Annotated in this window: 26 protein-coding genes; 20 read left to right on the top strand and 6 right to left on the bottom strand. The window is 60.2% G+C overall.

Features of this window, described 5'->3' with window-relative positions; translation table 11 throughout:
- The first annotated feature begins 27 nt into the window (after positions 1 to 27).
- The 7 genes from FJU08_RS17865 (at position 28) to cynS (ending at position 6,631) form a co-directional block, all read left to right on the top strand.
- Positions 28 to 1,314, top strand: a complete 1,287-nt coding sequence (locus FJU08_RS17865) for an ABC transporter substrate-binding protein (protein WP_141150404.1) — start codon at positions 28 to 30, stop codon at positions 1,312 to 1,314.
- The gene (locus tag FJU08_RS17860) at positions 1,311 to 2,156 is read left to right on the top strand and encodes an ABC transporter permease (RefSeq protein WP_210245271.1); all 846 of its coding nucleotides are present in this window, start codon (positions 1,311 to 1,313) and stop codon (positions 2,154 to 2,156) included. The genes FJU08_RS17865 and FJU08_RS17860 overlap by 4 nt, the downstream gene beginning before the upstream one ends.
- A gap of 45 nt (positions 2,157 to 2,201) precedes the next feature.
- Positions 2,202 to 2,741 carry an OsmC family protein gene (locus FJU08_RS17855; RefSeq protein ID WP_141150403.1) on the top strand — a complete coding sequence of 180 codons (540 nt, stop codon included), beginning with the start codon at positions 2,202 to 2,204 and terminating at the stop codon, positions 2,739 to 2,741.
- 65 nt (positions 2,742 to 2,806) lie between these two features.
- Positions 2,807 to 3,946: an acyl-CoA dehydrogenase family protein gene (locus tag FJU08_RS17850; RefSeq protein WP_407943724.1), complete on the top strand. Its 1,140-nt coding sequence runs from the start codon at positions 2,807 to 2,809 to the stop codon at positions 3,944 to 3,946.
- Between the two features lie 60 nt (positions 3,947 to 4,006).
- Positions 4,007 to 4,861, top strand: a complete 855-nt coding sequence (locus FJU08_RS17845; RefSeq protein ID WP_141150401.1) for a sulfurtransferase — start codon at positions 4,007 to 4,009, stop codon at positions 4,859 to 4,861.
- A gap of 79 nt (positions 4,862 to 4,940) precedes the next feature.
- Entirely contained in the window at positions 4,941 to 6,122 is a 1,182-nt protein-coding gene (locus tag FJU08_RS17840) for an NAD(P)/FAD-dependent oxidoreductase (protein WP_141150400.1), read from the top strand.
- 32 nt (positions 6,123 to 6,154) lie between these two features.
- Positions 6,155 to 6,631, top strand: a complete 477-nt coding sequence (gene cynS / locus FJU08_RS17835; RefSeq protein WP_210245270.1) for a cyanase — start codon at positions 6,155 to 6,157, stop codon at positions 6,629 to 6,631.
- A 162-nt stretch (positions 6,632 to 6,793) separates the two neighbouring features.
- Here cynS and FJU08_RS17830 read toward each other — a convergent pair whose 3' ends face one another.
- Positions 6,794 to 7,999 carry an ROK family transcriptional regulator gene (locus tag FJU08_RS17830; RefSeq protein ID WP_181409907.1) on the bottom strand — a complete coding sequence of 402 codons (1,206 nt, stop codon included), beginning with the start codon at positions 7,997 to 7,999 and terminating at the stop codon, positions 6,794 to 6,796.
- 326 nt (positions 8,000 to 8,325) lie between these two features.
- Here FJU08_RS17830 and FJU08_RS17825 point away from each other — a divergent pair, with 326 nt between their 5' ends.
- The 3 genes from FJU08_RS17825 (at position 8,326) to FJU08_RS17815 (ending at position 11,316) form a co-directional block, all read left to right on the top strand.
- Entirely contained in the window at positions 8,326 to 9,342 is a 1,017-nt protein-coding gene (locus FJU08_RS17825) for a sugar ABC transporter substrate-binding protein (RefSeq protein WP_141150398.1), read from the top strand.
- Positions 9,343 to 9,451: 109 nt separating this feature from the next.
- Positions 9,452 to 10,531, top strand: a complete 1,080-nt coding sequence (locus tag FJU08_RS17820) for an ABC transporter permease (protein ID WP_141150397.1) — start codon at positions 9,452 to 9,454, stop codon at positions 10,529 to 10,531.
- Entirely contained in the window at positions 10,528 to 11,316 is a 789-nt protein-coding gene (locus FJU08_RS17815; RefSeq protein WP_141150396.1) for an ATP-binding cassette domain-containing protein, read from the top strand. The genes FJU08_RS17820 and FJU08_RS17815 overlap by 4 nt, the downstream gene beginning before the upstream one ends.
- 51 nt (positions 11,317 to 11,367) lie before the next feature.
- Here FJU08_RS17815 and FJU08_RS17810 read toward each other — a convergent pair whose 3' ends face one another.
- Together FJU08_RS17810 and FJU08_RS17805 are read right to left on the bottom strand one after the other, a co-directional pair.
- On the bottom strand, positions 11,368 to 12,621 hold the full coding sequence (locus tag FJU08_RS17810; RefSeq protein WP_141150395.1) for a type II toxin-antitoxin system HipA family toxin: 1,254 nt from the start codon (positions 12,619 to 12,621) through the stop codon (positions 11,368 to 11,370).
- Positions 12,614 to 12,922 carry a helix-turn-helix domain-containing protein gene (locus FJU08_RS17805; protein ID WP_141150394.1) on the bottom strand — a complete coding sequence of 103 codons (309 nt, stop codon included), beginning with the start codon at positions 12,920 to 12,922 and terminating at the stop codon, positions 12,614 to 12,616. Before FJU08_RS17805 ends, FJU08_RS17810 begins: the two co-directional genes overlap by 8 nt.
- Positions 12,923 to 13,168: 246 nt before the next feature.
- On the opposite strand from FJU08_RS17805, the gene FJU08_RS17800 reads away from it, so the two are divergent.
- The 10 genes from FJU08_RS17800 (at position 13,169) to folK (ending at position 23,357) form a co-directional block, all read left to right on the top strand.
- Entirely contained in the window at positions 13,169 to 14,206 is a 1,038-nt protein-coding gene (locus FJU08_RS17800; protein ID WP_141150393.1) for an ABC transporter substrate-binding protein, read from the top strand.
- A gap of 11 nt (positions 14,207 to 14,217) precedes the next feature.
- On the top strand, positions 14,218 to 15,078 hold the full coding sequence (locus FJU08_RS17795) for an ABC transporter permease (RefSeq protein ID WP_235890792.1): 861 nt from the start codon (positions 14,218 to 14,220) through the stop codon (positions 15,076 to 15,078).
- Entirely contained in the window at positions 15,075 to 15,866 is a 792-nt protein-coding gene (locus tag FJU08_RS17790) for an ABC transporter permease (protein ID WP_141150392.1), read from the top strand. Before FJU08_RS17795 ends, FJU08_RS17790 begins: the two co-directional genes overlap by 4 nt.
- 8 nt (positions 15,867 to 15,874) lie before the next feature.
- Complete coding sequence (locus FJU08_RS17785) at positions 15,875 to 16,951, top strand: ABC transporter ATP-binding protein (RefSeq protein ID WP_141150391.1); 1,077 nt, start codon at positions 15,875 to 15,877, stop codon at positions 16,949 to 16,951.
- Positions 16,948 to 17,880, top strand: a complete 933-nt coding sequence (locus FJU08_RS17780) for an N-carbamoyl-D-amino-acid hydrolase (protein WP_141150390.1) — start codon at positions 16,948 to 16,950, stop codon at positions 17,878 to 17,880. Before FJU08_RS17785 ends, FJU08_RS17780 begins: the two co-directional genes overlap by 4 nt.
- A 36-nt stretch (positions 17,881 to 17,916) precedes the next feature.
- Positions 17,917 to 18,549, top strand: coding sequence for a helix-turn-helix domain-containing protein (locus FJU08_RS17775; RefSeq protein ID WP_235890785.1), 633 nt, complete (start codon positions 17,917 to 17,919; stop codon positions 18,547 to 18,549).
- Positions 18,550 to 18,551: 2 nt separating this feature from the next.
- The gene (locus tag FJU08_RS17770; protein WP_141150389.1) at positions 18,552 to 20,393 is read left to right on the top strand and encodes an adenine deaminase; all 1,842 of its coding nucleotides are present in this window, start codon (positions 18,552 to 18,554) and stop codon (positions 20,391 to 20,393) included.
- A gap of 3 nt (positions 20,394 to 20,396) precedes the next feature.
- Positions 20,397 to 21,560 (top strand): alanine racemase, encoded by a 1,164-nt coding sequence (locus FJU08_RS17765; protein ID WP_141150388.1) that lies wholly within the window; start codon positions 20,397 to 20,399, stop codon positions 21,558 to 21,560.
- Positions 21,561 to 21,681: 121 nt separating this feature from the next.
- Positions 21,682 to 22,509 (top strand): dihydropteroate synthase, encoded by an 828-nt coding sequence (folP, locus tag FJU08_RS17760; RefSeq protein WP_141150387.1) that lies wholly within the window; start codon positions 21,682 to 21,684, stop codon positions 22,507 to 22,509.
- Positions 22,506 to 23,357: a 2-amino-4-hydroxy-6-hydroxymethyldihydropteridine diphosphokinase gene (gene folK, locus FJU08_RS17755; protein ID WP_141150386.1), complete on the top strand. Its 852-nt coding sequence runs from the start codon at positions 22,506 to 22,508 to the stop codon at positions 23,355 to 23,357. The genes folP and folK overlap by 4 nt, the downstream gene beginning before the upstream one ends.
- Before the next feature lie 19 nt (positions 23,358 to 23,376).
- On the opposite strand, the gene FJU08_RS17750 is transcribed toward folK, so the two are convergent.
- The 3 genes from FJU08_RS17750 to cysT are packed head-to-tail and all read right to left on the bottom strand — an operon-like array spanning position 23,377 to position 25,847.
- Positions 23,377 to 24,129 carry an ABC transporter ATP-binding protein gene (locus FJU08_RS17750; RefSeq protein WP_141150385.1) on the bottom strand — a complete coding sequence of 251 codons (753 nt, stop codon included), beginning with the start codon at positions 24,127 to 24,129 and terminating at the stop codon, positions 23,377 to 23,379.
- 18 nt (positions 24,130 to 24,147) lie between these two features.
- The gene (gene cysW, locus FJU08_RS17745; protein WP_141150384.1) at positions 24,148 to 24,999 is read right to left on the bottom strand and encodes a sulfate ABC transporter permease subunit CysW; all 852 of its coding nucleotides are present in this window, start codon (positions 24,997 to 24,999) and stop codon (positions 24,148 to 24,150) included.
- A gap of 2 nt (positions 25,000 to 25,001) precedes the next feature.
- Complete coding sequence (cysT, locus tag FJU08_RS17740; RefSeq protein ID WP_141150383.1) at positions 25,002 to 25,847, bottom strand: sulfate ABC transporter permease subunit CysT; 846 nt, start codon at positions 25,845 to 25,847, stop codon at positions 25,002 to 25,004.
- Between the last annotated feature and the right edge of the window lie 79 nt (positions 25,848 to 25,926).

Raw genomic sequence — 25,926 nt, 5'->3', positions numbered from 1 at the left:
CCAATCAGACAAAACAGAGGAACAGCTATGTGCCAATTTTGCAATGATCCTGCGCATTTCGCCGACGACATACAGGCCGCCGCCCGGCAGGATGGCAAAGGCTTTTCCTGCACTGGCGTGACGCGCCGCCAGACCCTCGACCTGCTGGCCGCCGGCGGTCTTGCCGCCCTGCTTGGCTCGCTGACGGCGGGTCTTGCCAATCCGGCCCGTGCGGCAACCAGCGATGATGAGGTGGTGCGGATCGGCTATCTGCCGATCACCGATGCAACGCCGCTGCTGGTGGCTCACGGGCTTGGCTATTTCGCCGATGAGGGGCTAGAAGCGGAAAAGCCGACGCTGATGCGCGGCTGGTCGCCGCTTGTCGAGGGCTTTGCCTCCAACAAGTTCAACCTTGTGCACATGCTGAAGCCGATCCCGGTCTGGATGCGCTACAACAATGATTTCCCGGTCAAGATCATGGCCTGGGCGCATACCAACGGTTCGGGGCTGGTCGTTGGACGGCACACGGACGCGCATGGCTTTGCCGATCTCGGCGGAATGACGATTGCCGTTCCCTACTGGTATTCGATGCATAATATCGTGCTGCAAATGGCGCTGAAAAGCGCCGGTCTCGTCCCGGTTATCAAGGGGGAAGGCGAAGCGCTTCAACCGAATGAGGTCAATCTGCTGGTCATGGGGCCGCCGGAAATGCCGCCGGCGCTCGCGGCCAGGAAGATCGACGCCTATATCGTTGCCGAACCTTTCAACGCGCTGGGTGAGCTGAAGGCAGGCGCGCGCATGCTGCGTTTTACCGGTGATATGTGGAAGAACCATCCCTGCTGCGTGATCTGCATGAATGAGAACACCGTTTCGGCAAAACCGGAATGGACGCAGAAGGTGATGAATGCGCTGGTGCGCGCTTCGGTCTACGCTTCCGAGAACAAGAAAGAGGTCGCCGACATGCTGTCCAAGGATGGCATGGGCTATCTGCCGGTGCCTTCGGCCGTCGTTGAACGGGCCATGACGCTCTACGACACGCCGGACTATGAGGAAAGCGGCGCGATCCGCCATCCCGACTGGGGCAATGGCCGCATTGATTTCAACCCCTGGCCCTATCCGTCAGCCACACGCATGATCGTTGACGCGATGAACACGACGCTGGTTTCGGGCGACACGACCTTTCTCAATGGCCTCGACCCCGATTTCGTCGCCAAAGACCTCGTCAATTACGACTATGTGAAAGCCGCACTTGCCCGGTATCCCGGCTGGATGAAGGATCGAAGTGTCAATCCGGACAGCCCGTTCGAGCGCGAAGAGGTTTTGGCGATCCAATGAGCGATCTTGTCCTTGACCAGGCTGACGGCCAGACCGACGACCCCCATGCCGCCGGTCTGGCACGGGAAGCGCGGCGAAAGATGGCGGCCAGCCTCGCCTATGCCGTCATCGGCATGGCGCTGCTTTTTGCCTGCTGGTGGCTGGGCGGCTATCTCGTCGAAACCAACCCGGATCTGATGGCCTTTTCCGATTTCGCACCGGGCCCGGCGCTCTCCAGGCTCGGGGAAATGCTGCAAAGCGGAGAAGCCTGGTCTATGACCTGGCCGAGCCTGCACCGGGTGTTGAGCGGGCTTGCCATTGCGATCGCCATCGGCGTGCCGGCCGGCATTCTGATCGGCCGGGTCTCGGTTCTGCGTGAGATCACCAATATCCCGTTTCAGTTTCTCAGGATGATCTCGCCATTGTCGTGGATGCCGATTGCCGTCATGTCCTTTTCCTCGTGGGACGGCGCCATCGTTTTCCTCATTGCCATTGCCGCGGTATGGCCCGTGCTGTTTGCAACGGCGGCCGGCCTGCGCCGCGTCGATCCCGCCTGGTTCCGTGTCGCCCGCAATCTGGGTGCCCGGCCATGGCACATGCTTTTCACCATCATCCTGCCCGCCATCGCCCAGGACATCCTGACAGGGATCCGGCTGTCGCTTGGCGTCGCCTGGATCGTTCTGGTGCCGGCCGAATATCTCGGGGTCACATCGGGCCTTGGCTATTCGATCAACGATGCCCGCGACACGCTCGAATATGACCGCCTCGCCGCCACCGTGATCATCATCGGCGCTATCGGCTTCTCGCTCGATTTCATCTGCCAGCAGATCATCCAAAAGTTGAGCTGGCAAAGGGACGCATGATGCTGCGTGAAAAAATGCGTTACACCATCAACAAGGAGACTATCAATGACTGACCAACCCGCAACCGCACTCACCGGCTGCCTCGCCCCCATCAGCAAGGATGGCCTTGACGATCTGATCGCCAAGGGCAAGGAAAACCCCAAGGCCGTCAAGACGCTCAAGTGCAAGACCGTCGCCGAAGGCCGGTTCCGCCACGCCAATTATATTCGCAATCTGGAACCCTATATCGTCGACGAACCGCCGGGCCTTCTGGGCGATGACACTGCGCCGAACCCGTCGGAAGCCTCGCTTGCAGCGCTCGGCTCCTGCGTCGCCGTCGGGCTGCACGCCAATGCTATCCATCGCGGGATCACCATCAATTCGCTGGAACTGGAACTGGAGGGTGATCTCAACATCACCGCTGTCTGGGGTACGGGTGATGTCTCGGAAAAGCCGGTCGGCTTCACCGATGTGCGCATCAAGGTCCACATGGACGCCGATGCACCGCAGGACGTCATTGATGAGCTGATCGCCCATGTCTGCGCCTGGTCACCGGTTTTCAATACCTTCAAACGCCCCGTCAACATGATCGCGACCTCGGTCTGAGGCGGCTTCCCGCCCGGTCGAAGCCGGGCGGGTTCGTCTGTTCACAAGGAGAAAGACGGATGAATATGCAAACCGCGATTGCCGGAGGCGAGCGCACCGCCATCGCGCCGGTGGAAGATGCCGAGGCAATCATCGCCCGCGCGGCCGAAATTGGCCGTGTTGAGCTTCAGCCACTGGTGCACAGCATCGATGCCGAGGGTGTCTATCCTGAAGCCGTAATGCGCGCGCTGGGGGCTGCCGGTGCCTTCCGGGCGCATGCGCCACTCGCGCCGGACGCGGCTTTCGATCTGAAGACCTCGATCGGCGCCATGAGTGCCATCGGTGAATATTGCCTGTCGACCGCCTTTTGCATGTGGTGCCAGGACGCGCTTGGCTGGTACATTGCCAATAGCGACAATGCTGCGCTCAAGGCCGAGCTGGGCGAAAAGGTTGCTTCGGGCCAGATCCTCGGCGGTACGGGGCTTTCCAATCCGATGAAGGCGATTTTCGGCATTGAGAAGATCAAGCTTGCCGGCAAGCGCGTCGAAGGCGGTTTCGAGGTGACGGGACGCCTGCCATGGGTCTCCAATCTCGGGGACGATCATTTCTTCGGCATGATCTTCGAATTGCCGGAAGAGGATGGCCGTCTGGTCATGGCGGTTGCCGATTGCGCCGATGAAAGAATCAAGCTGGTCGAGGGGACGGAATTTACGGCCCTGGACGGTACGCGCACCTTCGGGCTGCAATTGCGCAAGGCCTTCATTCCGGCCGCAAGAGTGATCGCCGATCCGCTCGGCCCCTATATCCAGCGCATCCGCGCCGGTTTCATCCTGCTGCAGGCCGGAATGGCCTTCGGCATGATCCGCTCCTGCATCGATCTGATGGAACAGGCCGGGCAGACGCTTTCCCACGTCAATTGCCACCTGCCGGATCAGCCTGAGGATTTTCGCCAACAGCTAGCCGCCCTCGAAGCGGAAGTCAGCGCGCTTTGCGAAACGCCATTCGACACGTCGACAGACTATTTCATCCGTGTCCTGGAGGCTCGTCTCCAGGCCGGAGATGCCGCCGTGGCGGCCGCCCATAATGCCATGCTGCATTGTGGCGCACGCGGCTATGTCAAGAACGGCGCCGCCCAGCGGCGTCTGCGCGAGGCCTATTTCGTGGCAATTGTCACGCCCGCCACCAAACAGCTTCGCAAAATGCTCGCAGACCTGAAGGCCGCCTGAAGCCGGGCGTTCTTCCACCATCAATGACAAATAAGGCCGAACCGGCCAGAGGAGAACGACATGAGTGAGAATACGCTGATTTCCCCTGCAGAGCTCGACACGCTGATGATGTCCGAGCCCTGTGTGATCATTGATACCCGTGCCCCGGATGCCTATGGCGAGGGCCATATTCCAGGTGCGGTCAACATGAACGACATCTTCACCTATCTGGCGACTTCAACGCCGGATGGCATGAAAGCGCTCGCCGGCAAGTTCGCCGAGGAATTCGGTGCTGCTGGGCTTTCGGGGGCCGAAACGGCCGTGATTTACGAGCAGTCGATGAACAGCGGCTTCGGTCAGTCCTGCCGCGGCTATTTTCTTTTGAAATTCCTCGGCTATCCCAAAGTCAAGGTTCTGCATGGCGGTTTTGCTGCCTGGGCGGCGGACGGTCTGCCGGTCACAGCTGAGGCATCTGCGCCCACGCCGAAGACCTTTCCTGCGTCCGAAGATGGCTATGGCCTGATGCTGGATGTCGATGCGATGAAGGCCTCGCTCGGCGATGACGGCATTGCCAAGCTTGATGTGCGCGATATCGACGAATGGATTGCGGCAAGCTCCTCGCCCTATGGCAAGGATTTCTGCCCGCGCAAAGGTCGCATTCCCGGCGCCAAATGGATCGAATGGTACCGGATGATGAAGCCGACGCCTGAAGGCCCGATGATGAAATCGAAGGACGAGATCCTCGCCGAATGCGCGACGGTCGGGATCACGGCGGAAACGCCGGTCTATCTCTACTGCTTCAAGGGCGCGCGTGCTTCCAACACCTTCCTGGCGCTGAAGGAAGCAGGCGTAAGGGACGTGAAGATCTATTTCGGCTCTTGGAATGAGTGGTCGCGCGACCCGTCCCTGCCGATCGAGGAAGGTCTTCCCTTCTGAGCTACAGGCTCATCTTGACCGGGCGGAGCGGTTCGCCGCTTCGCCTCCCATTCTTCACCTCTGATTATTTGAAGAAACCATGACGGATCCCATTATCATCGTCGGGGCCGGGCAGGCCGGTATGAAGGCTGCCGAAACCCTGCGGCGCGAAGGCTATGACGGCGAGATCATTCTCGCTGGTGCCGAGGGCCTGCGCCCCTATCAGCGACCGCCGCTTTCGAAAGCCTATCTCAAGGGGGAGCTGGCCGAGGAGCGGCTGTTCCTGAAGCCGGAAGATTATTTCGAAAAGGAGGCGATCTCCTTTCTGCCGGCCCTTGCCGTCACGGCAATTGATCCGGCGGACCATCGCGCCACATTCGCCGATGGCAGTGTCCGGGCGTATCACAAACTGCTTCTGGCAACGGGAACGGAGGCGCGCCGCATTGCGCTTCCCGGTTTGGAACTTGAAGGCGTCTTCACGCTGCGCGGCATGGCCGATATTGCCCCGATTGCCGACGCGCTGGCAAAGGCCGAAAATATCGTCATCATCGGCGGTGGTTTTATCGGCATGGAATTCGCCGCCGTTGCTGCCGGTTTCGGCAAATCCGTCACCGTGATCGAAAGCGCGCCGCGCATCCTGATGCGCTCGGTTGCTACCGCGGTTTCCAATGCCTTGCAGGAATTGCACCGGCAAAATGGCGTTCGCCTTCTTCTTGGACAGGGTGTCGCGGCGATTGAAGGTCACGGCCGAGCTGAAGCCGTCGCGCTTGCAGGCGGTGCAAGGCTCAGCGCCGATCTGGTGCTTTTGGCCGTTGGCGCCAATCCGCTGACGGATATTGCCGCTGCTGCCGGTCTTGCCGTCGATAACGGCATCGTTGTTGATCAGGCCTGCCGCACCCGCGCACCGGATATTTTTGCGGCGGGTGACTGTACGATTTTCCCGTCGGCCCGCTATGGCCGGATGATCCGGCTCGAAAGCGTTCAGAATGCCTCGGATCAGGCGCGCGCTGCTGCCCTTTCCATGCTGGGGCAAACGGTCAATTATGATCCTGTGCCATGGTTCTGGTCGGATCAGTACAAGGCACGGCTGCAGATTGCCGGTCTGTCTGAAGGCTATGACCGCACCGAGAGTGAAGCCGGAGAGGACAGTCTGACGCTCCGCTATTTCCGGCATGACCGGCTGATTGCCGTCGACACCATCAACAATCCCCGCGCCCATATGCTGGCGCGCAAAACCCTTGCCGCAGAACCGGTCGGAAGACCGAAAAGCGATGCGGCCTGATTTTCAAATGACCAAACCCAGGAGAGTTCCAAATGACTGATGCCCCCGCAAAACTGATGTCCAAGATCGAGATGACCGAACTGGTCATGGCGGCGAAATTCGCCAAGCAGACCAGCTGGGAGGCGATTTCCGCCGCTGCAGGCATGTCGGAAGTCTTTGTCGTCTCGGCCTGCCTTGGCCAGAACACGCTTCCGGCTGAGGCTGCCGCCAAGGTTGCCGCATTCCTTGAACTCGGCAACCGCACCAAAGATGTCGAGATCGCCCTGCAGCTGCCGCCGAAAAAGGGTCAGGACGCCGAAACCGTGTCGAAAGATCCGCTGATCTACCGTTTCTTCGAAATCACCTATGTCTATGGCGATACGATCAAGGAACTCATCCACGAGAAATTCGGCGATGGCATCATGAGTGCGATCGATTTCGACCTGAAGATCGACCGTATCCCCAATCCGAAGGGCGATCGCGTCCAGGTCACCATGAGCGGAAAGTATCTCGCCTATAATCAGTGGTAATCTGTACCGGCATTGCCCTTGCCCAGCACGATAAGCCTCCCTGTTCTCCAAAGAACAGGGAGGCTTTGAAAATGGGCTAAACCGGCAAGGGGCGCCGGTTGGCACCGTCGCTTCAGCTATCGTCTTCAGCGGGATCGCAATATGTTCTCCGTCTCTGCCGGTTCACTTACGCTGAAGCGTGTTCTGGTCGATCATGCAGTCGGTTGAGATACAATAGGCTGCGGCGCCGAGTGCGCGGGCTACAGCGCCAAAATGGCCGGCGCCGATTTCCGGCCGGGAAACGCCCTGCAGGTCGAGCCGTCCCATCTGTTCGATCACCTCGTCGACAAGGCGGTTGCGGATGGCGTCGGGAAAGGCGCCGTCGATAATCACCGCTTCGAAATCGATCACGGCAAGGGTTGAGACAATGGCGTGGCCGAGGCTGCGCCCGGCGCGGGCGATCCAATCGCTGACGAGTGGCTCGAATTGCTGCCAGTCCGGATCCTCGACATAAAGTGCATCGGGATTGCCGCCGGAGGCAGCGATCTGGCGTTCCAGAACCGCGAGCGAGGCATGATCGATCAGCCGGTGGCCACCCGGTTCGTCGGGGATGCGCAACGGACCGAAGCCGCCGGAATTGCCATTCCGGCCGGTAAAGACGCTGCCATTGAGGACGATACCGCCACCGATGAAAGTACCGGCGAAGAAGTAGATGAAATCCTGTTTGTGGGTCTGCGGTCCGAATATGAGTTCGCAGCGGCAGGCCGCCGTGCCATCATTTTCGCAGGTCACCGGTCCCGCAACGAGGCCTTGCAGGGCGGCAACGATATCGAAGCTGCGCCAGTTGCCCATCTCCTCGCGCGGCGCGTCAAACACATCACGCCAGTGCCAGATTTCCGACGGCATGGCGACGCTGAAGCCGAAAATCTCATCGCGCTTCTTGTGCGCCGAGCGCAGGAGCGGGGTGAGGTTGGTCTTGACGAAGTCTATCAGCCCCTCCGGCGTCGGATAGTTGTGCCGCCGGCTGCGGCGGGCAACGGCGACGCCGGTGAAGTTGGCGACCACCATGTCGAAGCTGCGGCGGCCGACCTTCAGGCCGACATAATGCCTTGCGTCCGGATTGAGACACATGGGGACCGACGGCTGGCCGACCCGGCCGCGAATGGGCGCTTGGCGCAAGAGCAGCTCATCGGCTTCCAGCGCGTTGAATATCACCGACACCGCATTGGGTGAGAGGCCGGTTGCGCGCGTGGCTTCCGCCTTGGTGAGCGCGCCATATTGACGGATAAGGTGCAGGACCAGGCGCTCGTTGAAACCGCGCACCGTCGTCTGGTTCGATCCTCTGATCGGGGTCGAAAGCAGGCGGTCTTCCTTGTCGGCGGCGTTCATTATCGTTTTGTTCCAATGTTTTGGGCCGGCCGTGCAGGGCGACGGCAAGGTGGCTGGTATTGTCGGCATCATAGAGCTGCCCGGCCCTGCAGACAAGTATTTGCGGCTGGTGTTGTGATAATTAATATTTCATTCAAAAGTTTTTATTGACAGTTTTCCTGCTTCAACCTAGCCTTATTTCAGCCTTCGCGGCAGGGAGGAGACTGTCCGGCGAAAGATATCAGACGTGGCGAGGAGGCCCGTCTGCAAGATCTGTCGGCCATTCACGACTTTCCTTTGAATTCGTATTCAGATCCGCGCGGGTGAAACCGATATGGGAGAGGACTATGAATATTCTGAAACTGGCTGCCTTCAGCCTGATGGCATCCCTTGGCGCAGCCGGCGCTGCATCTGCCCAGGGCAGCGCATGCCTGATTACCAAGACAGATACAAATCCCTTCTTCGTCAAGATGAAGGAAGGTGCGACCCAGCAGGCCAAGGCCATGGGAATTGACCTGAACACCTATGCGGGCAAGATCGACGGCGATGTCGAGACCCAGATTGCTGCCGTGGAAACCTGCATTGCCGCCGGTGCTGACGGCATTTTGATCACACCGTCGGACAGTCGCGCGCTGGCACCGGTGATCAAGGAGGCGAAGGATGCGGGGCTTCTAGTGATCGCACTCGACACGCCGTTTGAACCTGCCGATGTTGCCGACGCGACTTTTGCGACGGACAATTTCAAGGCCGGCGAACTGATTGGCCAGTGGGCCCATGCTACGCTCGGTGACAAGGCCGCCGATGCCCGCATCGCCTTTCTTGATCTTAACCCCTCTCAGGTATCGGTCGACTATCTGCGCGATCAGGGCTTCATGAAAGGCTTCGGCATCGACATCAAGGATCCGACCAGGATCGGCGATGAGGATGACAAGCGGATTGCCGGTCATGACGTGACCGATGGCAATGAGGAAGGTGGCCGGCAGGCCATGGAAAACCTGCTTCAGCGCGATCCGACTATCAATGTTGTCTATACGATCAACGAACCGGCCGCGGCCGGTGCCTATGAGGCGCTGAAGGCCATGGGGCGCGAGAAGGATGTCATTATCGCTTCTGTTGATGGCGGCTGCCCGGGGGTCGAAAACGTCAAGGAAGGGATTATCGGTGCGACGTCGCAGCAATATCCGCTTTTGATGGCATCCAAGGGGATCGAGGCCATCGCGGCCTTTGCCGCCGATGGCACGAGGCCCGAAACCACGCCGGGCCTCGATTTCTACAATACCGGCGTCAATCTGGTGACCGATGCGCCTGTCGATGGCGTGCCGTCAATTTCGGTTCAGGAAGGCCTCGACAAGTGCTGGGGCTAAGGCCGCTGGCTGAGGCCGGATGCCCCTCGGGCATCCGGCTTTCCTTCATGCCTGCCGTCGCGCCGCCGCGCCGGTTCGGCCCGGATCATGCCCCCGCGGGACAAAGACCATGAGCGAAGATAACACCAAGCCCCTGGGAAGCGATTTCGAGGCAAGCCTTGCCGACAGCAATCGCGAGCAGGCCCATTTCGATGAGGAAACCCTCACTGCGCTGGACCGGTTGCGACGACTTTTGCACAGCAATCCAACGCTGGTGCCGATCATCGTGCTGCTGGCCAGCATCATCGCTTTCGGCTTTGTCGCCGGGGAGCGCTTCTTCTCGCCCTTCAATCTGACGCTGATCATGCAGCAGGTGTCGATCATCGGCATGCTTGCCGCAGCGCAGAGCCTGGTGATCATCACGGCCGGCATCGATCTCTCTGTGGCGGCGATCATGGTGCTGATGGCCGTCATTATGGGCAATCTTGCCGTCTATCTCGGCGTGCCTGCCCCCCTGGCCATTCTCGTCGGGTTTATCGGCGGTGCGGCGGCCGGTGCGCTGAACGGCTTTCTGATCACCCGGATCAAGCTGCCGCCCTTCATCACAACGCTCGGCACGTGGAATATTTTCTATGCACTGGATCTCTGGCTTTCAGGCGCCCAGTCCATTCGCAGCCAGGATATCGACGCGGCGGCGCCGATCCTGAAATTTTTCGGTGAGGCGCTCACGATCGGCGATGCGCGGATCACCTATGGCTCGATCCTCATGGTCGTGACCTATGGTGCGCTCTGGTATCTCCTCAACAAGACGGCCTGGGGCCGCCATGTCTATGCCACCGGCGATGACAAGGAAGCAGCAGAACTGGCCGGTATCCGCACCAACCGGACCCTGATTTCCGTCTATATGCTGGCCGGTCTTGTCTGTGCGCTGGCAGCATGGTCTTCGATTGGCCGTGTCGGCTCCATCAGCCCGCAGGCTTTCTATGATGGCAATCTGCAGTCGATCACGGCGGTGGTCATCGGCGGCATTTCGCTCTTCGGCGGGCGCGGTTCTGTCATGGGCGCGCTGTTTGGCGCCTTGATCGTCGGTGTGTTCCAGTCGGGACTTCGCCTTGCCGGTGTCGATGTGCTCTGGCAGGTCTTCGCCATCGGCTGGCTCATCATCATCGCGGTCGCAATCGACCAGTGGATCAGAAAGGCAGCAGCATGAACAAGGACGAAAAACCCATTTTGTCAGCGCGTAATATCGTCAAGCGCTATGGCCGCGTTGTCGCCCTCGATCATGCCGATTTCGACCTTTATCCGGGCGAGATACTCGCCGTGATCGGCGATAATGGCGCGGGAAAATCATCGTTGATCAAGGCGCTGTCGGGTGCAATTCAGATCGATGACGGTGAGATGCATCTGGAAGACGCACCGATCAGATTCACCTCACCGCTGGAGGCACGTGAGGCGGGCATCGAGACGGTCTACCAGACGCTTGCCCTTTCACCGGCCCTGTCTATCACAGATAACATGTTTATCGGCAGGCAGCGCCGCAAGCCCGGCCCTTTGGGGCGTTGGCTGCGCATGCTGGATCACAAGGCGATGGAACAGTTCGCGCGGGAAAAGCTCTCCGATCTCGGCCTGATGACGATCCAGGATATCAATCAGGCCGTTGAGACCCTGTCCGGCGGTCAGCGGCAGGGTGTCGCGGTTGCCCGCGCGGCTGCCTTCGGCTCCAAAGTCATCATTCTCGATGAGCCGACGGCGGCGCTGGGGGTCAAGGAATCGCGCAAGGTGCTGGAGCTTATTCAGGATGTGCGCGCGCGCGGCATACCAATCGTGCTGATCAGTCACAACATGCCGCATGTCTTCGAGGTCGCCGACCGTATTCACGTTCACCGCCTTGGCCGCCGGCTCTGCGTGATCGATCCGAAGGATTATACGATGGCTGATGCTGTCGCCTTCATGACCGGGGCCAAAGCGCCGCCGCGCGCGCAGCAGGCCGGCTGAAACATCGGGCATAGGCCAGATGACTGGAGCTGTGCGCAAAACGGCCTGCTGTCACGGTCTTGCGCATGTTCGCAATATCGGGGTCATGGTTTCGATGTGGGTGTCGATCCGGCGGAGAACCCTTTCCGGAACGACTCCGCGTTCGGGCAGGCTCCACCAGAGGTCGTTGACCTTATCGGTGATTTCGGCCACGGCCCTCAACACGGCGGGTTCAGGCAGGCGGGCGCGATTGGCGAAGGCTTTCCAGCGCGGTGCGGTCAGGGCCCTGAAGCTGTGCTCCCCGCCGAGTGACAGCGCCAGCCGGTCAGCAGGAAGATAGGGTACGGTTGAAAGGACATCATAGACCGGGGCCAGCGCCGGGCTGATACCTTCGCCGCGATAGATCAGCGACCAGTTTTTCAGATGCATGTCGCCATTGCCGGTCAGCGCCATCAGCGCAAGGCGGCGCACGAATTCAAGGGCTGCATCCGGCGAGACGGCCATGCTCAAGGCGGCAGCGATGTCGTGGTAGGCAGCTCCCTCATATTTCCTTCCGGGATAGATGCCGAAGACCTGGGCGAAATCCTCAATATGAATGCGGCTGCCTTCGGCGCGGTCGAAGCGCTTGACCAGCAGCACCCGGCCATCGGAAAGCGTGTTGAAATCCTCTGGAATACCCTCGAATTCCGATTGCTCCACCAGTTGGTAATCCGGCACGTCCATGCCGAGCGCACGCGCCAGTGCCAGATTGGCATATTCATTTTCCGAGACACCAGGAAAAGCGGTGGAGGGGAATTTGGCGATATACTGGCCCTCATCGTCCCCGAGCGGCACGGTCAGGCCGCCACCCTTACCGGTATTCTTCATCACCGAAAGCTTCATCTGAACACCCGCCAGCGAGAAACGCGCCTTTGGCCTCGCCAGCGCCGCATCGCCAACGGTCTTCGCCGCGACATCGGCTGGTAGAGCGCGGACCGCACCGGGAAGGTCTGCGCCAAGGGCCGCCAGAAGATCGAAATCATTGCCGGGTCGCACGGCGCCGGCATGGTGGCGCTCCATTGCGTCGCGCAGGCGATCTTCCGGCAGAAGATTGGCGAAAAACGGTGGCAGTGTACCGGAAAGGGGCTTGGGATCGCGCCGCAGGCCGCCGCCGGCTGCGCGGAAGGACAGGCTGAGGATGGGGATGCCACCCGTTGCCCGGTAGTCAGGATCAAAACTGAACGCGTTGAAATCACCGGGAGTGCGAACAATCGTGCCGACGGTCAATCCGCCAAGCGAGACAGTGAGTGCGCTGATATCGCGGGCAGCCTTGCGCGTTTCAGTCATCGTCGTCCACCTCCGGCATGGCTAGAAATGCGGGCCGGTCGTCATCATCGTCAGGGCTGAGCAGTGCCTCGACAGCGGGGACGACGGCCTGCGGGACCAGCATCACCTCCAGACCCAGCGCACGGGCGAGGTTGATCAGTGTCGTCGCGCGCGCGGCGGCGATGCCCGTTTCGATGTCGCGGTAGCGCGGCCGGGAAATGCCGGCACGGGTGGCGAGTTCTTCCTGGGTCAACCCGGCCGCCAGTCTGGCCTGTCTCAGTCGCTGGCCGATGCCAACAAGGATATCTGAGTCCGATTTCATAGTGATACCTATAGGTTTCATATAGGATAGAAATGATCTGTATAGATATCGTATCACATCTCTCGACACGCATTAAGATCTGTTTTCAGATCATATCTGGAGTGATGATCTGAAAACAGATCATTTCGGTGTAAATTTTGCCTATGGATTGTGCAAAAAATTTGCTGCATAAAATTTGACAGAATTCGAAAATTTCTCTAGATGGAAAAAAGTTTTCCGATCCGAGATTTTGAAGGATTTTACTGCATGTCGCAAATCTCCCGTCTTGCCCGTGCAACAGCCGTTGCCGCGCTTTTCACCCTGCCGGCACTTTCGGCCGAAGCCCAGGATACTTTCGTCGTTTCCAACTGGGGCTATTCGAATGATTTCTATCAGCCCTACATCTTCGAGCCCTTCGAAAAGGCACATGACGTCAAGATCGTGGTGGAAACCGGCGGTGCGCCTGAGCGTCTCAACAAGGCCCGCATCCGCGGCGGCGTCGACGTCATCCTGCTGACCGACAAATTCTCGCAGATCGGTATCGATCAGGGCGCGTTCGAGACAATCGATTCGTCCAAGCTCAGCAATTTCGACGAGCTTTACGAAGCCGCGCAGCATCCGCAGGGCAATTATGGCCCGGCCTATACATTCGGCCGCTACGGCATTGTCTATGACAAGACCCGCACCGACAAGCCGATCACCTCCTGGTGCGATCTGTGGCGCCCGGAATTCGCCAATGCGATCGCCATGCCGGCATTCAACACCACCGGCGGACCGCTGACGGTGATGATGGCCGGAAAATGCGCCGGTTCCGATGCTTTTGAAGATCCCGACACCGCCTTCAAGAAGATGGGCGAGCTGAAGCCGAACATCGTCAAGACCTTCTCCTCCGGTTCGGAACTTACCAATCTTCTGTCCACCGGCGAGGCCTATATCGGTCTTGCCCAGGATTATGCATTCCCAGCGATCCAGGCGGCCAATCCGAACATCGGCTGGGCGGAGCTTTCCGAAGGCGATTTCCGGATGATGAACACCTACAACATCCCGAAAAATGCCAAACACAAGGATCTGGCACTGGCCTTTATCGATTTCTCGATCTCGCAGCAGGCGCAGAAGGATGCATCGGTTCAGCTCGGCGGTGGCTCCGGCCCGGTCAACAAGCTGGTCGAGCTGACGCCGGAACAGTCATCCAAGCTCGTCTATGGCGAAAAGGCCGTCCTCAGCATGCAGCCGACGCCCTATGACAAGCTTCTGAAGGTCAATGATGACTGGGAGCGTCGCTGGAACGGCGTCTTCGGTCACTGACGGATCCGACATTGAAGGCCCGTCTTTCCTTCGCGCAGCGCATCAGCGCTCTTGGCCCGTGGTTGCTGGTACTTCCGGCAACTGCGGTGCTTCTGTTTATCCTGGTGCTGCCTGTCGCCGGAACGCTGGCGGAAAGCTTTGCAAGCCCCGCCGGCTATTTCGCCAATTACCGCGATTTCTTCGCTGACAGCTATAATCGCACGGTGATGATCCGCTCCTTCCGCATCGCCTTTCTATCAACGGTCACATCGCTCATTTTAGGCTTCGGCGGCGCCTATATGATCGCCAATGCCTCGCTTGGTCTGAAACGCGTGCTGCTGATCCTGTCGGTCTTCCCGCTTCTGACCAGCGTTGTCGTGCGGTCCTTTTCCTTCATGGCGATCCTTGGCCGCAACGGAGTGGTGAATTCGCTGCTGATCAAAGCCGGCATCATCGATCAGCCGCTGGAAATGCTGTTCACGCAGGGCGCGGTGATTGCCGGTCTTGCCTATCTCTTCACGCCGCTGATGATCCTGTCGCTGGTCGGCGTCCTGGAAAATATCGAGGACGATCTCTATCTGGCCGCCGGTTCGCTCGGCGCTTCGCCGGTTGCCGTCTTCTTCCAGGTGACGCTGCCGCTCGCCGTGCCGGGCATGATGGTCGGCTCGATCCTGGTTTTCACCGGCTCGCTGGCGACCTTTGTCACCCCGACGCTTCTGGGCGGTGAACCGCAGATGACGCTTGCGACACTGCTGTACCAGAAGGCTATGATCTCGTTTGACTGGGGTGTCGCCAACACGATTGCCGCCATTATGATGGCAACCGCAATCATCTGTGTTGTTGTACTCGGCACCATTGCCAGCAGGCTTTCGGCACGGAGGGCTATCCATTGACCGGACGTTCCATTCATCCGCTCTCCCGCCTGTTCGGCTGGCTTGTCATCCTGTTTCTCGCCGGGCCGATTGTCATCGTCATCGGCACCTCGATCAGCAATACGCCCTATCTCGCCTTTCCGCCGCAGGGTTTCACGCTGAAATGGTATGCCAATGTCTTCGATCATTCGGGCTTCCTCGATACTTTCATCATCTCGATGGAAGTGGCGTTCGGCGGCACGGCGATCGCACTGGTCACCGGACTTGCCGCCGCCTATGCACTGACACGCTACAAGATGAAGATCCCCGGCTGGTATGGCTCGGTCTTCTTCCTGCCCTTCTTCATTCCGGAAATCGTCTTCGGCTTTTCGCTTCTGAAAACCCTGATCGTTCAGTTTCAGCTGCCGATCCTGCCGTCACTGATCCTCGGCCATGCCATCCTGTGCCTGCCCTATATGGTGCGGGTCATCGGCGCCGCTCTCTCAGGCTTTGATTTCTCGATCCAGGAGGCGGCTGTCAGTCTCGGCATGCATCCGGTCAAGGCGTTCTGGACCATCGTCCTGCCGAATATCCGCTCCGGCGTGATTGCCGGCATGGTGCTGGCCTTCATCACCTCGCTGAACGACATGGCCGTGGCGCTGTTCCTGACCGGCCCCGGTATCTCGACCCTGCCGATCGAGGTCTTCACCTATGTGCAGCAATTCTTCGATCCGACGGTCAGTGCCGTTTCGGTGCTGCTGATGGGCGTTACCATCCTCGTCATGGTGCTGATCGAACGCAGCCTTGGTCTCAGCAAGACCGTTCAATAGGAGTTCCAATGGCTGAAAACGCCGTCATCTTGAACAATGTGACCGCCCATTACGGGGCAACCCAGGTCCTGCACGGTCTGAACCTTTCCGTCGGCGAGGGCGAGCTTGTGTCATTGCTGGGCTCATCCGGTTGCGGCAAGACCACGACACTGCGTCTTCTGGCGGGCTTTCTGCAGCCGACCGGCGGCACGATTTCAGTGGCCGGGCGCGATGTTACCGGCCTGCCGCCGCATAAGCGCGATGCCGGTATCGTGTTTCAGAACTATGCGCTGTTTCCGCATCTGAGCGTTGCCGAAAATGTCGGTTTCGGGTTGAAACAACGCAAAGTGGCGCCTGCCGAACGTGAAAAGCGTGTTGCCGATATGCTCGCCCGTGTCGGGCTTTCCGACTTTGCCAACCGGTTGCCCGCCGCCCTTTCCGGCGGTCAGCGCCAGCGTGTTGCCGTTGCCCGGGCGCTGGCCATCGATCCGCCGCTTTTGATGTTCGATGAGCCGCTCTCCAATCTCGACGCCAAGCTGCGCGTCGATATGCGGGTGGAAATCCGTGAGCTGCAGAAGGCCAACGGCCGCACCGCCATTTACGTCACTCATGATCAGGAAGAAGCTTTTTCGATCTCCGACCGTGTGGCGATCATGAATGCCGGCAATATCGTTCAGCTTGATACGCCGGAAGCGCTGTATACGCGGCCGGTCAACGCTTTCGTCGCCCGCTTCGTTGGCTTTGACAATCTGATTGCCATGCGTGTTGCATCGCGCACGGGAAGCATGGTGACGGCGCAGCTGGAAAATGGCACCGGGATCGTACTCGACGAAGCGGTGACCGGACCGCTGCCGGACCGCTTCGTCATCGGCGCGCGGCCGGAGGGCTTGCGCCTTACCGATGCGGGAGACGCCAACACCATTGCCGGAACAACGCTGATGCGTTCATATCTTGGCCGTGCCTACCAATATAAGGTCGAAACGACGGCCGGTGTGCTGATTGCCAACGGCGCGCTGCAAAACCCGATTGCCGCTGGCGAAAACGTCGGACTGGCGTTTGATTTTGCCCAATGCTGCATTCTGAAGGATGAAGGAGCGACGCTATGAGCCGGACAATTGTTGCCGCTGCCGCACAGATGGGACCGATAGCGCGTTCGGATACGCGGGTGATGGTTGTCAAACGGCTGATTGCACTTCTGGGCGAAGCGGCCTCGCGCGGCGCCGAACTGGTTGTCTTTCCTGAACTGACACTGACGACCTTTTTCCCGCGCTGGCATATGACCGATCCGGCGGAGATCGATGCCTTCTACGAAACCGAAATGCCGGGCACGGAAACCAAGCCGCTGTTTGATGCGGCGAAGCGGCTGAAGATCGGCTTTTATCTCGGCTATGCGGAACTGGTGGTCGAAGACGGCATCAAGCGTCGCTTCAACACCTCCATTCTGGTGGATCGTGATGGCGAAATTGTCGGTAAATATCGCAAGATCCACCTGCCGGGCTGGGACCGGCCGCAGCCGGATCTCGCGGCCCAGCATCTGGAGAAATATTATTTCGAGCCGGGCAATCTCGGCTTCAACGTCTTCAAGACCATGGGCACGCGGATCGGCATGGCGATCTGCAACGACCGCCGCTGGGCAGAGACCTATCGCGTCATGGCGCTGAAGGGGTCGGAAATGATCCTGGTCGGCTACAACACGCCTGATGACCATACCGGAAATTTCGATTTCGATAGCCTGACCCAGTTTCACAATCAGCTGTCCATCCAGGCTGGTGCCTACCAGAATTCCAATTGGGTGGTGGCGACCGCCAAGGCCGGTCATGAGGAAGGATCAAACCTGATTGGTCAGTCGATGATCGTCGCGCCGTCCGGCCAGATCGTTGCCATGGCGGTCTCGACCGCTGATGAAGTCGTTGTTGCCAGATGCGATCTCGATATGGCAGCCCTTTATCGCCGGACCATTTTTGATTTTGCCCGCCATCGCGAGCCGGATCATTATAGATTGATCGTCGAGACCAAGGGGCCGGTGACGGACTGAGATGTTGATCAGGGGCACGAAACAGGGGATGAGGGCATGAACCAGCCGGATGCGATGCGCGAAAGCGAGGCAAACGAGAGCGGCTCCATAGCCCGCGTCCTCTCCGATCTGCGCCGCGAGAACGGCTGGACGCTGGCTGAGGTCTCGAAACGAACCGGAGTTTCGATCTCGGCGCTGTCGAAGATCGAGAACGGCCAGAGCCAGCCAGCCTATTCCGTACTCACCCGGCTTTCCGGCGGGCTGGGGCTGGATTTTGCCGACCTGCTTGAGGGCAAGGGCCAGCGCGCGAGCTTTGCCCGGGCAGCACGCGCGGTTACCCGGGCGGGCGAGGGCAGGCGGCTTCAGAATGATATGGGCATGTATCGCATGCTATCGACGGATCTCGCCGCCAAGGCGCTGACGCCGATGGTCATAGACGTGCCGCCGCGTGCTGACGGGGTGGAACCCGCCCGCAGCGCCCATTCCGGCGAGGAATTCGTTTATGTGCTTTCAGGCGAAGTGGTGTTCGAAATGTCACCCTATACCCCTTTGACGCTTTCGACCGGTGATACGGTCTATTTCGATGCGGCCTCCGAACATGGCTTTTATTCCGCCGGTTCCGGCAAGGCGCAAATCCTTTCCATCTGCTATTCCGGCTCCGGTGAGGCGCCGGACCATCTGACGGTGTGATCATGATCGATGCAAAATCCGAAGTCCGGCTGCGCCAGCAGCTGACCCTTGTCGCGCTCGGCAAGCAACCCGCAGACCGGATCTTGAGGGTCGGGCGGCTGCTCGATACGGCGACGCGCACATGGAGCGACAATGCCGAGATCGTCATCAAGGGCGAACGGATCGCCTATGTCGGCCCGGCCGGTTCCTGGCCCGGCGACTGCGAGATCATCGATGAGCGGCCCGATCTGATGGCCATTCCCGGCCTTGGCGAAGTCCACAAGCATATCGAAAGCTCACATCTGACACCGGAATGGGAAGCCGCTCTGGTCATGCCGCGCGGCAATACCTGGACCTGCGAGGCAAGCCACGAATTTTCCAATGTGCGCGGTTCGAAGACGCTGGATTTCTGGATGACGGCGCGTCAGCACGGCTCGCCGCTGAAGATTTTCCCGCTGCCGGGTTCTGCCGTGCCGCCAACGGCCTATGAACATGGCGGCGGCTATCTGGGCTATGATGAGCAGCGCGATTTTCTTGCGGGCAGCCTGATGGTGGCAGGCCTTGACGAGGTGATGGACTGGCCGGCCGTGTGGAATCCGGACAATGCCTCGCATGACCGGCTCTGGGGCATGATCGAAGCAACCATTGCCGCCCGCGGTGTCGTCGAAGGGCATGCGGCGGGCCTGAAGGATCTGCCGACCATCAACGCTTTTGCTGCGGCCGGGCTTGCCTCCGACCATGAGGCGTGGACGGCGGAAGAATTCTGGGACAAGCTCACCCATGGCCTTTTCGCCGAGCTGCGCCCGCATTCCATGCCGGATGTCATCAAGGGATTGCTGCAGCGCGGGCTTGCCGATTGGTCGCAGATTGCCTTTGCCACCGACGACCGCAGCGCATCGGAAACGCTTTCCAAGGGAGCGACGGACTACAATGTCCGCCTCGCCATCCAGTCCGGTCTGCAGCCGGAAATTGCCATTCAGTGTGTCACCATCAATCCGGCGCGTCACATGCGGCTCACCCCCTGGGTTGGCACGATCGCGCCAGGCCGGTTTGCCGATATCGTGCTCCTGTCCGATCTCGAAGCCTTCACGATCGCCGAGGTCTGGGCGGATGGCAGGCAGGTCTCGAAGGGCCATGATTATATCCTGCCCGTGCCCGAGATTGCCTGGCCCGACTGGGCGCGCGATACGGTGCAGACGGGCGGTGCCTTCAGCGCGGCGGACTTCGCCATCACCGCAGAAACGGGCCGCGAGACGATGACGGCGGCCGTCCTGCGCCCCTTCCACTGGGAGGACGATTTCCTCACCTATGACCTGCCGGTTAAAGACGGGCAGGTTCAGCGCGATACATCGCGCAATATCACCAAATTCGCCATTGTCGACCGCTATTCGGGCAAAAAATCCGTCTCGAAAATGTTCTGGGCAGGGACGGGACCGAAGACGCCGAATTGCGCGCTGGCCAGTTCGCTCGCCCATGACAAGCACAATATCTGGTGCGTCGGCTCTTCTGACGAGGCCATGGCCGAAGCGGTCAATGCGCTGCGCGAGATCGGCGGCGGCTGGGCGCTGGTCAATGACAACAAGGTCGTCGCCACGGTTCGCTACGAGATTGCCGGGCTGATGTCACAGCGGTCAGCGAAAGATCTCGATGCGGACATGCGCGCACTTTATGCCGAGGGCGACAAAATCGAATGGATGTTCGAGCCGTCGTCCTCGCCGCGCTGGTGGGCTGGGTTCCCCGAGCGGCTTGCCTTTGCGACGCTGACCTGTGCGCCCTGGCGCTGGGTTCTGGTGGCACCCTCCGATTATGCGCCGGAGGGCCTGGTCAATGTCTCCACTGGTGCAACGCATAAGGTGGTCTGGTAAGCGATGACGATCCATACTGAAATGCCGCCGCAACCCGGTTTTGCCGGTGCAGACGCGCTTGCAACACCCTGTGTTGTCATCGATACCGCAAGGCTCACCGCAAACATTGCCGATATGCAGGCCATTGCCGATGCCGGTCAGGTCGCCATGCATCCGCATATCAAGACACACAAATCGCTCGCCATTGCCGGCATGCAGCGCGATGCCGGGGCTAAGGGCGTGACGGCCTCGCATCCGGGTGAAGCGGCCGTCTTCATCCGCGCCGGCTTTTCGCCCGTGACACTGGCCTATCCACTGGTCAGGCCGGAGCCGGTAGCGGCATTGCTGCGGCTCGGGCGGGACCATGGGGTTGCCGTTCGCTTCATCGCTGACAGTGCTGTTGGTATCGCAGCGCTGGAAGCGGGCGCGACCGCGACCGGTGTTAAGCCTGAGGTCTTTATCAAGGTTGATGTTGGGCTTCATCGTTGCGGTGTCGACCCTTTCGCTGCTGAAAGTCTGGTGCTTGTAGAACGGCTGGCCGCCTCTGCGCTCGGCTTTGCCGGCCTGCTTTCCCATGCCGGTCACGCCTATGGCGCGGGCGCCCTCGACGGGGTGCGAACGGTCGCGGGCGATGAACGGCGCCTGCTGCTCGATTTTCGCGAAACCATCAGAAAGCGGGGCATTGAAGTGCCGAAAATCTCGATCGGCAGCACGCCGTCACTGATCGCCAATGATGGTTTCGATGGCATTGATGAAGTGCGGCCCGGCAATTACGTGTTTTTCGATATGACGGCGGTCAGGCTGGGCGTTGCAACCCGTAGACAGCTTTCGCTGGCGGTGTCAGCAACAATCATCTCGAAAAACCACGAATTCTACATCATTGATGCCGGATCGAAGACGCTCAGCTCCGATCTCGGCGCGCACAGTGTCGGCACAGGCGCTGGCTTTGGTGAGGCGTGGAGCAACAGGCTTGAAGCGCCGCTGAGCGTCGCCAAGCTCTCCGAGGAGCACGGCATGGTCCGGCGTGACGGCAGTGATCTGGCCATCGGCGAGCGGCTGCTCATCTATCCCAATCATGCCTGTGTCGTAGTCAATCTGGCACCGGATCTTGCCTTCCTTGCCGATGGCAGGGCAACCCGGCTTGGCGTCGATGCGGCCGATATGGTGACGCGAAACAGGATCGGTTGACGGGCAAGCCCTGCCCGGCCATCAAAGGCATTGTCTCCGGTTTACAACGCGTTCCAGGGGTCGCCAACGGGCGCGAACTGTGGTTCAAGGCTTTTTCCGTTCAAGCAGGGAAGGGCCTTTGATGACTGACCGCCTGATAAAACGTGACCGGTTTCTGGATGCGGTGAAGGCCGGTCCCGTGGTGATGGGGATCCTCAATATCACGCCGGATTCCTTCTCCGATGGCGGATGCTTCAATGCGCTGGACGATGCCGTCGCGCGGGCAGCGGCGATTGCGAGCGCCGGGGCCGCGGTTGTCGACGTCGGCGCGGAATCGACGCGGCCGGGGGCCTCTCCGGTTTCGCTGGAAGATGAACTGGCCCGGCTGGAGCCGGTATTGGGCGCGATTTGTGCCGCAAGCCCGGTTGCCATTTCCGTCGATACCTACAAGGCGGACGTGGCGCGGCGATCAGCCGAGCTCGGCGCCGCCATCATCAACGATATCTGGGGCCTGCAGGGCGATCCGGCCATGGCGGAGGTGGCGGCGGCCAGCCAGTGCGCGGTGATCGTCATGCACAACCGGCATGATATTGACGCAGATCGCGACATCATCGATGACATTCTGCGCTTCTTTGAGCAAAGCCTTACGATTGCCCGAAAGGCGGGTATCGCTGAGCACCATGTCATTCTCGATCCGGGCATCGGTTTCGCCAAGACACCGGAACAGAATTACGCCGTTCTTGCCCGGCTTGAGAGGCTGAAATGCTTTGACCGGCCGATCCTTCTCGGCCTGTCGCGCAAGCGCATGATTGGTGAGGCAACCGGCCGTCCGACCGATCAGCGCATGGCCGGGACGCTTGCCGCCAATATGCTCGGCCTTTGCGGCGGCGCCAATATCATCCGGGTTCACGATGTTGCTGAGCACGTGGATGCCGTCAGGATTTTCAGCAGGACAGCGAGTGCCCGATGAGTGACTGGATCAATATCAAGAACCTTTGTGTCTATGGTTTCCATGGCGTTTTGCCCGAGGAAACCCGGCTGGGGCAGCGTTTTTACATCGATCTCGATTGTGCGCTCGACATGACGGATTGCGCCGCCAATGATGAATATGAAAAATCCGTCTGTTATGGTGCCCTGTCCCGCCGGGCGATCGAAATTGCCAGCGGCGCGCCGTTCAAGCTGATCGAAACGCTGGCCTCGCGCATTGCCGATGCCGCGCTTCAGGAATTTCCGCGGCTGGAGCGTGTGGTGGTCCGGGTGCGCAAGCCTTCCGCTCCGGTTGCCGCGGACTTTGATCATGTTGGCGTTTCGGTTGACAGGCGGCGCCAGTACCGGGTTGCCATGTCGCTTGGCACCAATATTGGCGACAAGGCGGTCAATCTGAAGACGGCGCTCGCCCATCTTGCCACCGAGGATGATTTCGAGATCACGGCGGTATCGCGTTTCTATCGCACCGCGCCCTGGGGCAATGAGGATCAGGACTGGTTTCTCAACACCTGCGCCATTGCCCGCACAACGCGCGCGCCGCTGGACCTTCTGAAGGCCTTCAAGCGGATCGAGCTGCGCATGGAGCGGGTGCCGGCCGAGCGCTGGGGGCCGCGGCTGATCGATATCGATCTGCTTTACGCCAATGACCGGGTCATCAATTCACCGCAGCTGACGCTACCGCATCCGCAGATGTTCGAACGCGCCTTCGTGCTGGTGCCGCTTGCCGAAATTGCCGGGGATGACGTGGTTCTGGGACGCAAGATTGACGATGCTGTCGCCGCGCTCGACATCACCGCCGATGACGTCTATCCGGCTGACGGGCCGCGATAGGCGAGGCCACGGGCAAAGGTCAGATACCGGCGCCCTGGCTCTGGTAGTTGGCCATGCCTTCCAGAAACTCGGCGACGAAAGGCGTTGCCGGCCGGCGCAGCAATTCATCCGCTGTGCCCACCTGTTCGATCCGTCCCTCCGACATCACCGCAATCCGGTCGGCAATCTCGAAGGCCTCCTCCTGATCGTGGGTCACAAGAATGGCGGAGATGCCGACCCGCTTCTGCATGTCGCGGAGCGCACCGCGCAGGCCCTTGCGGATCTTGGCGTCGAGGGCGCTGAAGGGTTCGTCAAGCAACAGCATGCGCGGCTCGATGGCAAGGGCGCGGGCAAGCGCCACACGCTGGCGCTGGCCTCCCGAAAGCTGGGACGGATAGCGCTTGGCGAGATGGCCGATTTCGGCAAGGTCCAGCAAATCACGGACTTTCGCTGCGATGGCCAGCCGTGCTGGCCGGGTGGCGCGCGGGCGCATTTTCAACCCGAAAGCAACATTGGCTTCAACGCTCATATGCTCAAACAGCGCGTAGCTCTGAAACACCATGCCGAAACGGCGCAGCCGGGCTTCCACGCCGGTAATGTCCTCACCGTCAAAGACAAGCCTGCCAGCCTCGGCATATTGCAGCCCGGCAATGATGCGCAGAAGCGTGGTCTTGCCTGAGCCGGAGGGTCCGAGAAGGGCGACGAATTCACCGGGTGCGATGTCGAGGCCGACATCATTCAGGACCGGGGTGCCGCCATAGGATTTCGAGATATTTTCAATGTTGAGGGCCATTGCGGTTGTCCTTGAAACTCAGTGCGTGGCGGGATGCCGTGCCTCGATCACCGCGCGGAGAATGAGGGTAATGACGGCAATCACGGTCAGGATGGTGGCGGCAGCAAAGGCGCCGGTAACATTGTAATCGTCATAGAGGAGCTGAACCTGCAGCGGCAGGGTCATGGTCTCGCCGCGAATATTGCCGGACACGACGCTGACGGCGCCGAACTCACCGATGACACGGGCATTGGCGAGGATGGCGCCATAAAGCAGCGCCCAGCGGATATTCGGCAGAGTGACGAAGAAGAAGGTCTGCCAGCCGGTCGCGCCGAGCGTCAACGCGGCCTCTTCTTGGTCCTGGCCGCTCACCTCCATCAGGGGAATAACCTCGCGGGCAACGAAGGGGCAGGTGACGAACAGCGATACCAGCACGATGCCGGTGAGGTTGAACATCAGCTGGATGCCGTAAAGATCGGCATATTGGCCGACAAGCCCGGTCGCGCCATAGACCAGCAGATAGCACAGACCGGCAACGATCGGCGAGATCGAAAAGGGCAGCTCAATCACGGTCATCAGGATGCGCCGGCCGGGAAAGCGGAAGCGGGTCACCGCCCAGGCGGCGGACAGGCCGAAGGCAATATTGACCGGCAGGGCGATCAGCGCCGTCAGCACGGTGAGCTTGATGGCATGCAGCGTTTCGGGCTCTGAAATCGCGGCCGTATAGGTCGAAAGGCCTTGCGAAAAGGCACGGACGAAAATGGCAAGGCTCGGCAGGCCCATGACGAGGGCGGCAAACAGGATGGCGACAAGGACAAGGGCCAGCCTCTTGGCACGCTGGCGCCGGATCAGGGCCCTGACACCGGGATGGGTGACGGTCTGGTGCGTCATGGTCAGGCTCCCCGGTTCAGGTGACGTGCGGCCCTTGCCTGGGCGATATTGGCGGCAATCAGCACGATGAGCGCCAGTGCCAGGATCGTTCCGGCAATCGCGCTTGCCGCAGGGAAATCATATTCATCAAGGCGGATCATGATCAGCAGCGATGCAATCTCGGTCTTGTAGGGCATATTGCCGGCAATGAAGATCACCGCGCCGAATTCCCCAAGCGAGCGGGCGAAAGCCAGCGAGGCCCCCATGATGAAGCTTGGGAAAAGCTGCGGGAAGATGATGGTGCGAAACACCTGAAAATCGGTGGCGCCGAGCGTTCTGGCGGCTTCCTCGCGGTCGGTCTTCAGACTTTCCAGCACCGGCTGGACGGTGCGAACGCCGAAGGGAACGGAGGTGAAGGTCATGGCGAGCGCAATCCCCCACCAGGTATAGGCGACCTTGATGTTGACCTCGGACAGGAGCATGCCCATCCAGCCATTGCGGTCATAAAGCGCCACCAGCGCGATACCGGCAACGGCGGTCGGCAGCGCGAAGGGCAGGTCGATCAGCGCATCGATCAGCCGCTTGCCGGGGAAGGAATAGCGCGTGATCACATAGGCAAGCAGCAGGCCGAAACAGGCGTTGAAGACCGTGGCAAGGGCCGCCGCCGAAATCGTCACCCGGAAGGCGGCGAGCGTGCGGTCATTGGAGATGATCCGCCAGTAGTCAGCCGGACCGAGCTGGCCGATCTGGAAGAACAGCGCGCTGAGCGGCAACAGGATGATCAGCGCCACGAAGAGAAGCGTGATGCCGAGTGTCAGGCCGAAACCCGGCATGACGCTGCGGCTGGCACGGCGCGCTGCTGATGGCATGAAAAGGCTCATATCAACCCTTGGTGTGAAAGCGCGGTTAAAACAGATGATCCTCCGCCATGAAAAGGCGGAGGAACGG

The organism is Martelella alba, from assembly GCF_006516955.1.
In the GTDB taxonomy this organism is placed as follows: domain Bacteria; phylum Pseudomonadota; class Alphaproteobacteria; order Rhizobiales; family Rhizobiaceae; genus Martelella; species Martelella alba.
The sequence above is the reverse complement of the archived record's forward strand: the minus strand, read 5'-3'. Positions and strand labels throughout refer to the sequence as shown.

Excerpts from the sequence above, each read along its gene's own strand:
- FJU08_RS17865 (WP_141150404.1), top strand. The coding sequence starts at position 28 with ATGTGCCAATTTTGCAATGATCCTGCGCATTTCGCCGACGACATACAG.
- FJU08_RS17860 (WP_210245271.1), top strand. The coding sequence starts at position 1,311 with ATGAGCGATCTTGTCCTTGACCAGGCTGACGGCCAGACCGACGACCCC.
- FJU08_RS17855 (WP_141150403.1), top strand. The coding sequence starts at position 2,202 with ATGACTGACCAACCCGCAACCGCACTCACCGGCTGCCTCGCCCCCATC.
- FJU08_RS17850 (WP_407943724.1), top strand. The coding sequence starts at position 2,807 with ATGCAAACCGCGATTGCCGGAGGCGAGCGCACCGCCATCGCGCCGGTG.
- FJU08_RS17845 (WP_141150401.1), top strand. The coding sequence starts at position 4,007 with ATGAGTGAGAATACGCTGATTTCCCCTGCAGAGCTCGACACGCTGATG.
- FJU08_RS17840 (WP_141150400.1), top strand. The coding sequence starts at position 4,941 with ATGACGGATCCCATTATCATCGTCGGGGCCGGGCAGGCCGGTATGAAG.
- cynS (WP_210245270.1), top strand. The coding sequence starts at position 6,155 with ATGACTGATGCCCCCGCAAAACTGATGTCCAAGATCGAGATGACCGAA.
- FJU08_RS17830 (WP_181409907.1), bottom strand. The coding sequence starts at position 7,999 with ATGAACGCCGCCGACAAGGAAGACCGCCTGCTTTCGACCCCGATCAGA.
- FJU08_RS17825 (WP_141150398.1), top strand. The coding sequence starts at position 8,326 with ATGAATATTCTGAAACTGGCTGCCTTCAGCCTGATGGCATCCCTTGGC.
- FJU08_RS17820 (WP_141150397.1), top strand. The coding sequence starts at position 9,452 with ATGAGCGAAGATAACACCAAGCCCCTGGGAAGCGATTTCGAGGCAAGC.
- FJU08_RS17815 (WP_141150396.1), top strand. The coding sequence starts at position 10,528 with ATGAACAAGGACGAAAAACCCATTTTGTCAGCGCGTAATATCGTCAAG.
- FJU08_RS17810 (WP_141150395.1), bottom strand. The coding sequence starts at position 12,621 with ATGACTGAAACGCGCAAGGCTGCCCGCGATATCAGCGCACTCACTGTC.
- FJU08_RS17805 (WP_141150394.1), bottom strand. The coding sequence starts at position 12,922 with ATGAAATCGGACTCAGATATCCTTGTTGGCATCGGCCAGCGACTGAGA.
- FJU08_RS17800 (WP_141150393.1), top strand. The coding sequence starts at position 13,169 with ATGTCGCAAATCTCCCGTCTTGCCCGTGCAACAGCCGTTGCCGCGCTT.
- FJU08_RS17785 (WP_141150391.1), top strand. The coding sequence starts at position 15,875 with ATGGCTGAAAACGCCGTCATCTTGAACAATGTGACCGCCCATTACGGG.
- FJU08_RS17780 (WP_141150390.1), top strand. The coding sequence starts at position 16,948 with ATGAGCCGGACAATTGTTGCCGCTGCCGCACAGATGGGACCGATAGCG.
- FJU08_RS17775 (WP_235890785.1), top strand. The coding sequence starts at position 17,917 with ATGAACCAGCCGGATGCGATGCGCGAAAGCGAGGCAAACGAGAGCGGC.
- FJU08_RS17770 (WP_141150389.1), top strand. The coding sequence starts at position 18,552 with ATGATCGATGCAAAATCCGAAGTCCGGCTGCGCCAGCAGCTGACCCTT.
- FJU08_RS17765 (WP_141150388.1), top strand. The coding sequence starts at position 20,397 with ATGACGATCCATACTGAAATGCCGCCGCAACCCGGTTTTGCCGGTGCA.
- folP (WP_141150387.1), top strand. The coding sequence starts at position 21,682 with ATGACTGACCGCCTGATAAAACGTGACCGGTTTCTGGATGCGGTGAAG.
- folK (WP_141150386.1), top strand. The coding sequence starts at position 22,506 with ATGAGTGACTGGATCAATATCAAGAACCTTTGTGTCTATGGTTTCCAT.
- FJU08_RS17750 (WP_141150385.1), bottom strand. The coding sequence starts at position 24,129 with ATGGCCCTCAACATTGAAAATATCTCGAAATCCTATGGCGGCACCCCG.
- cysW (WP_141150384.1), bottom strand. The coding sequence starts at position 24,999 with ATGACGCACCAGACCGTCACCCATCCCGGTGTCAGGGCCCTGATCCGG.
- cysT (WP_141150383.1), bottom strand. The coding sequence starts at position 25,847 with ATGCCATCAGCAGCGCGCCGTGCCAGCCGCAGCGTCATGCCGGGTTTC.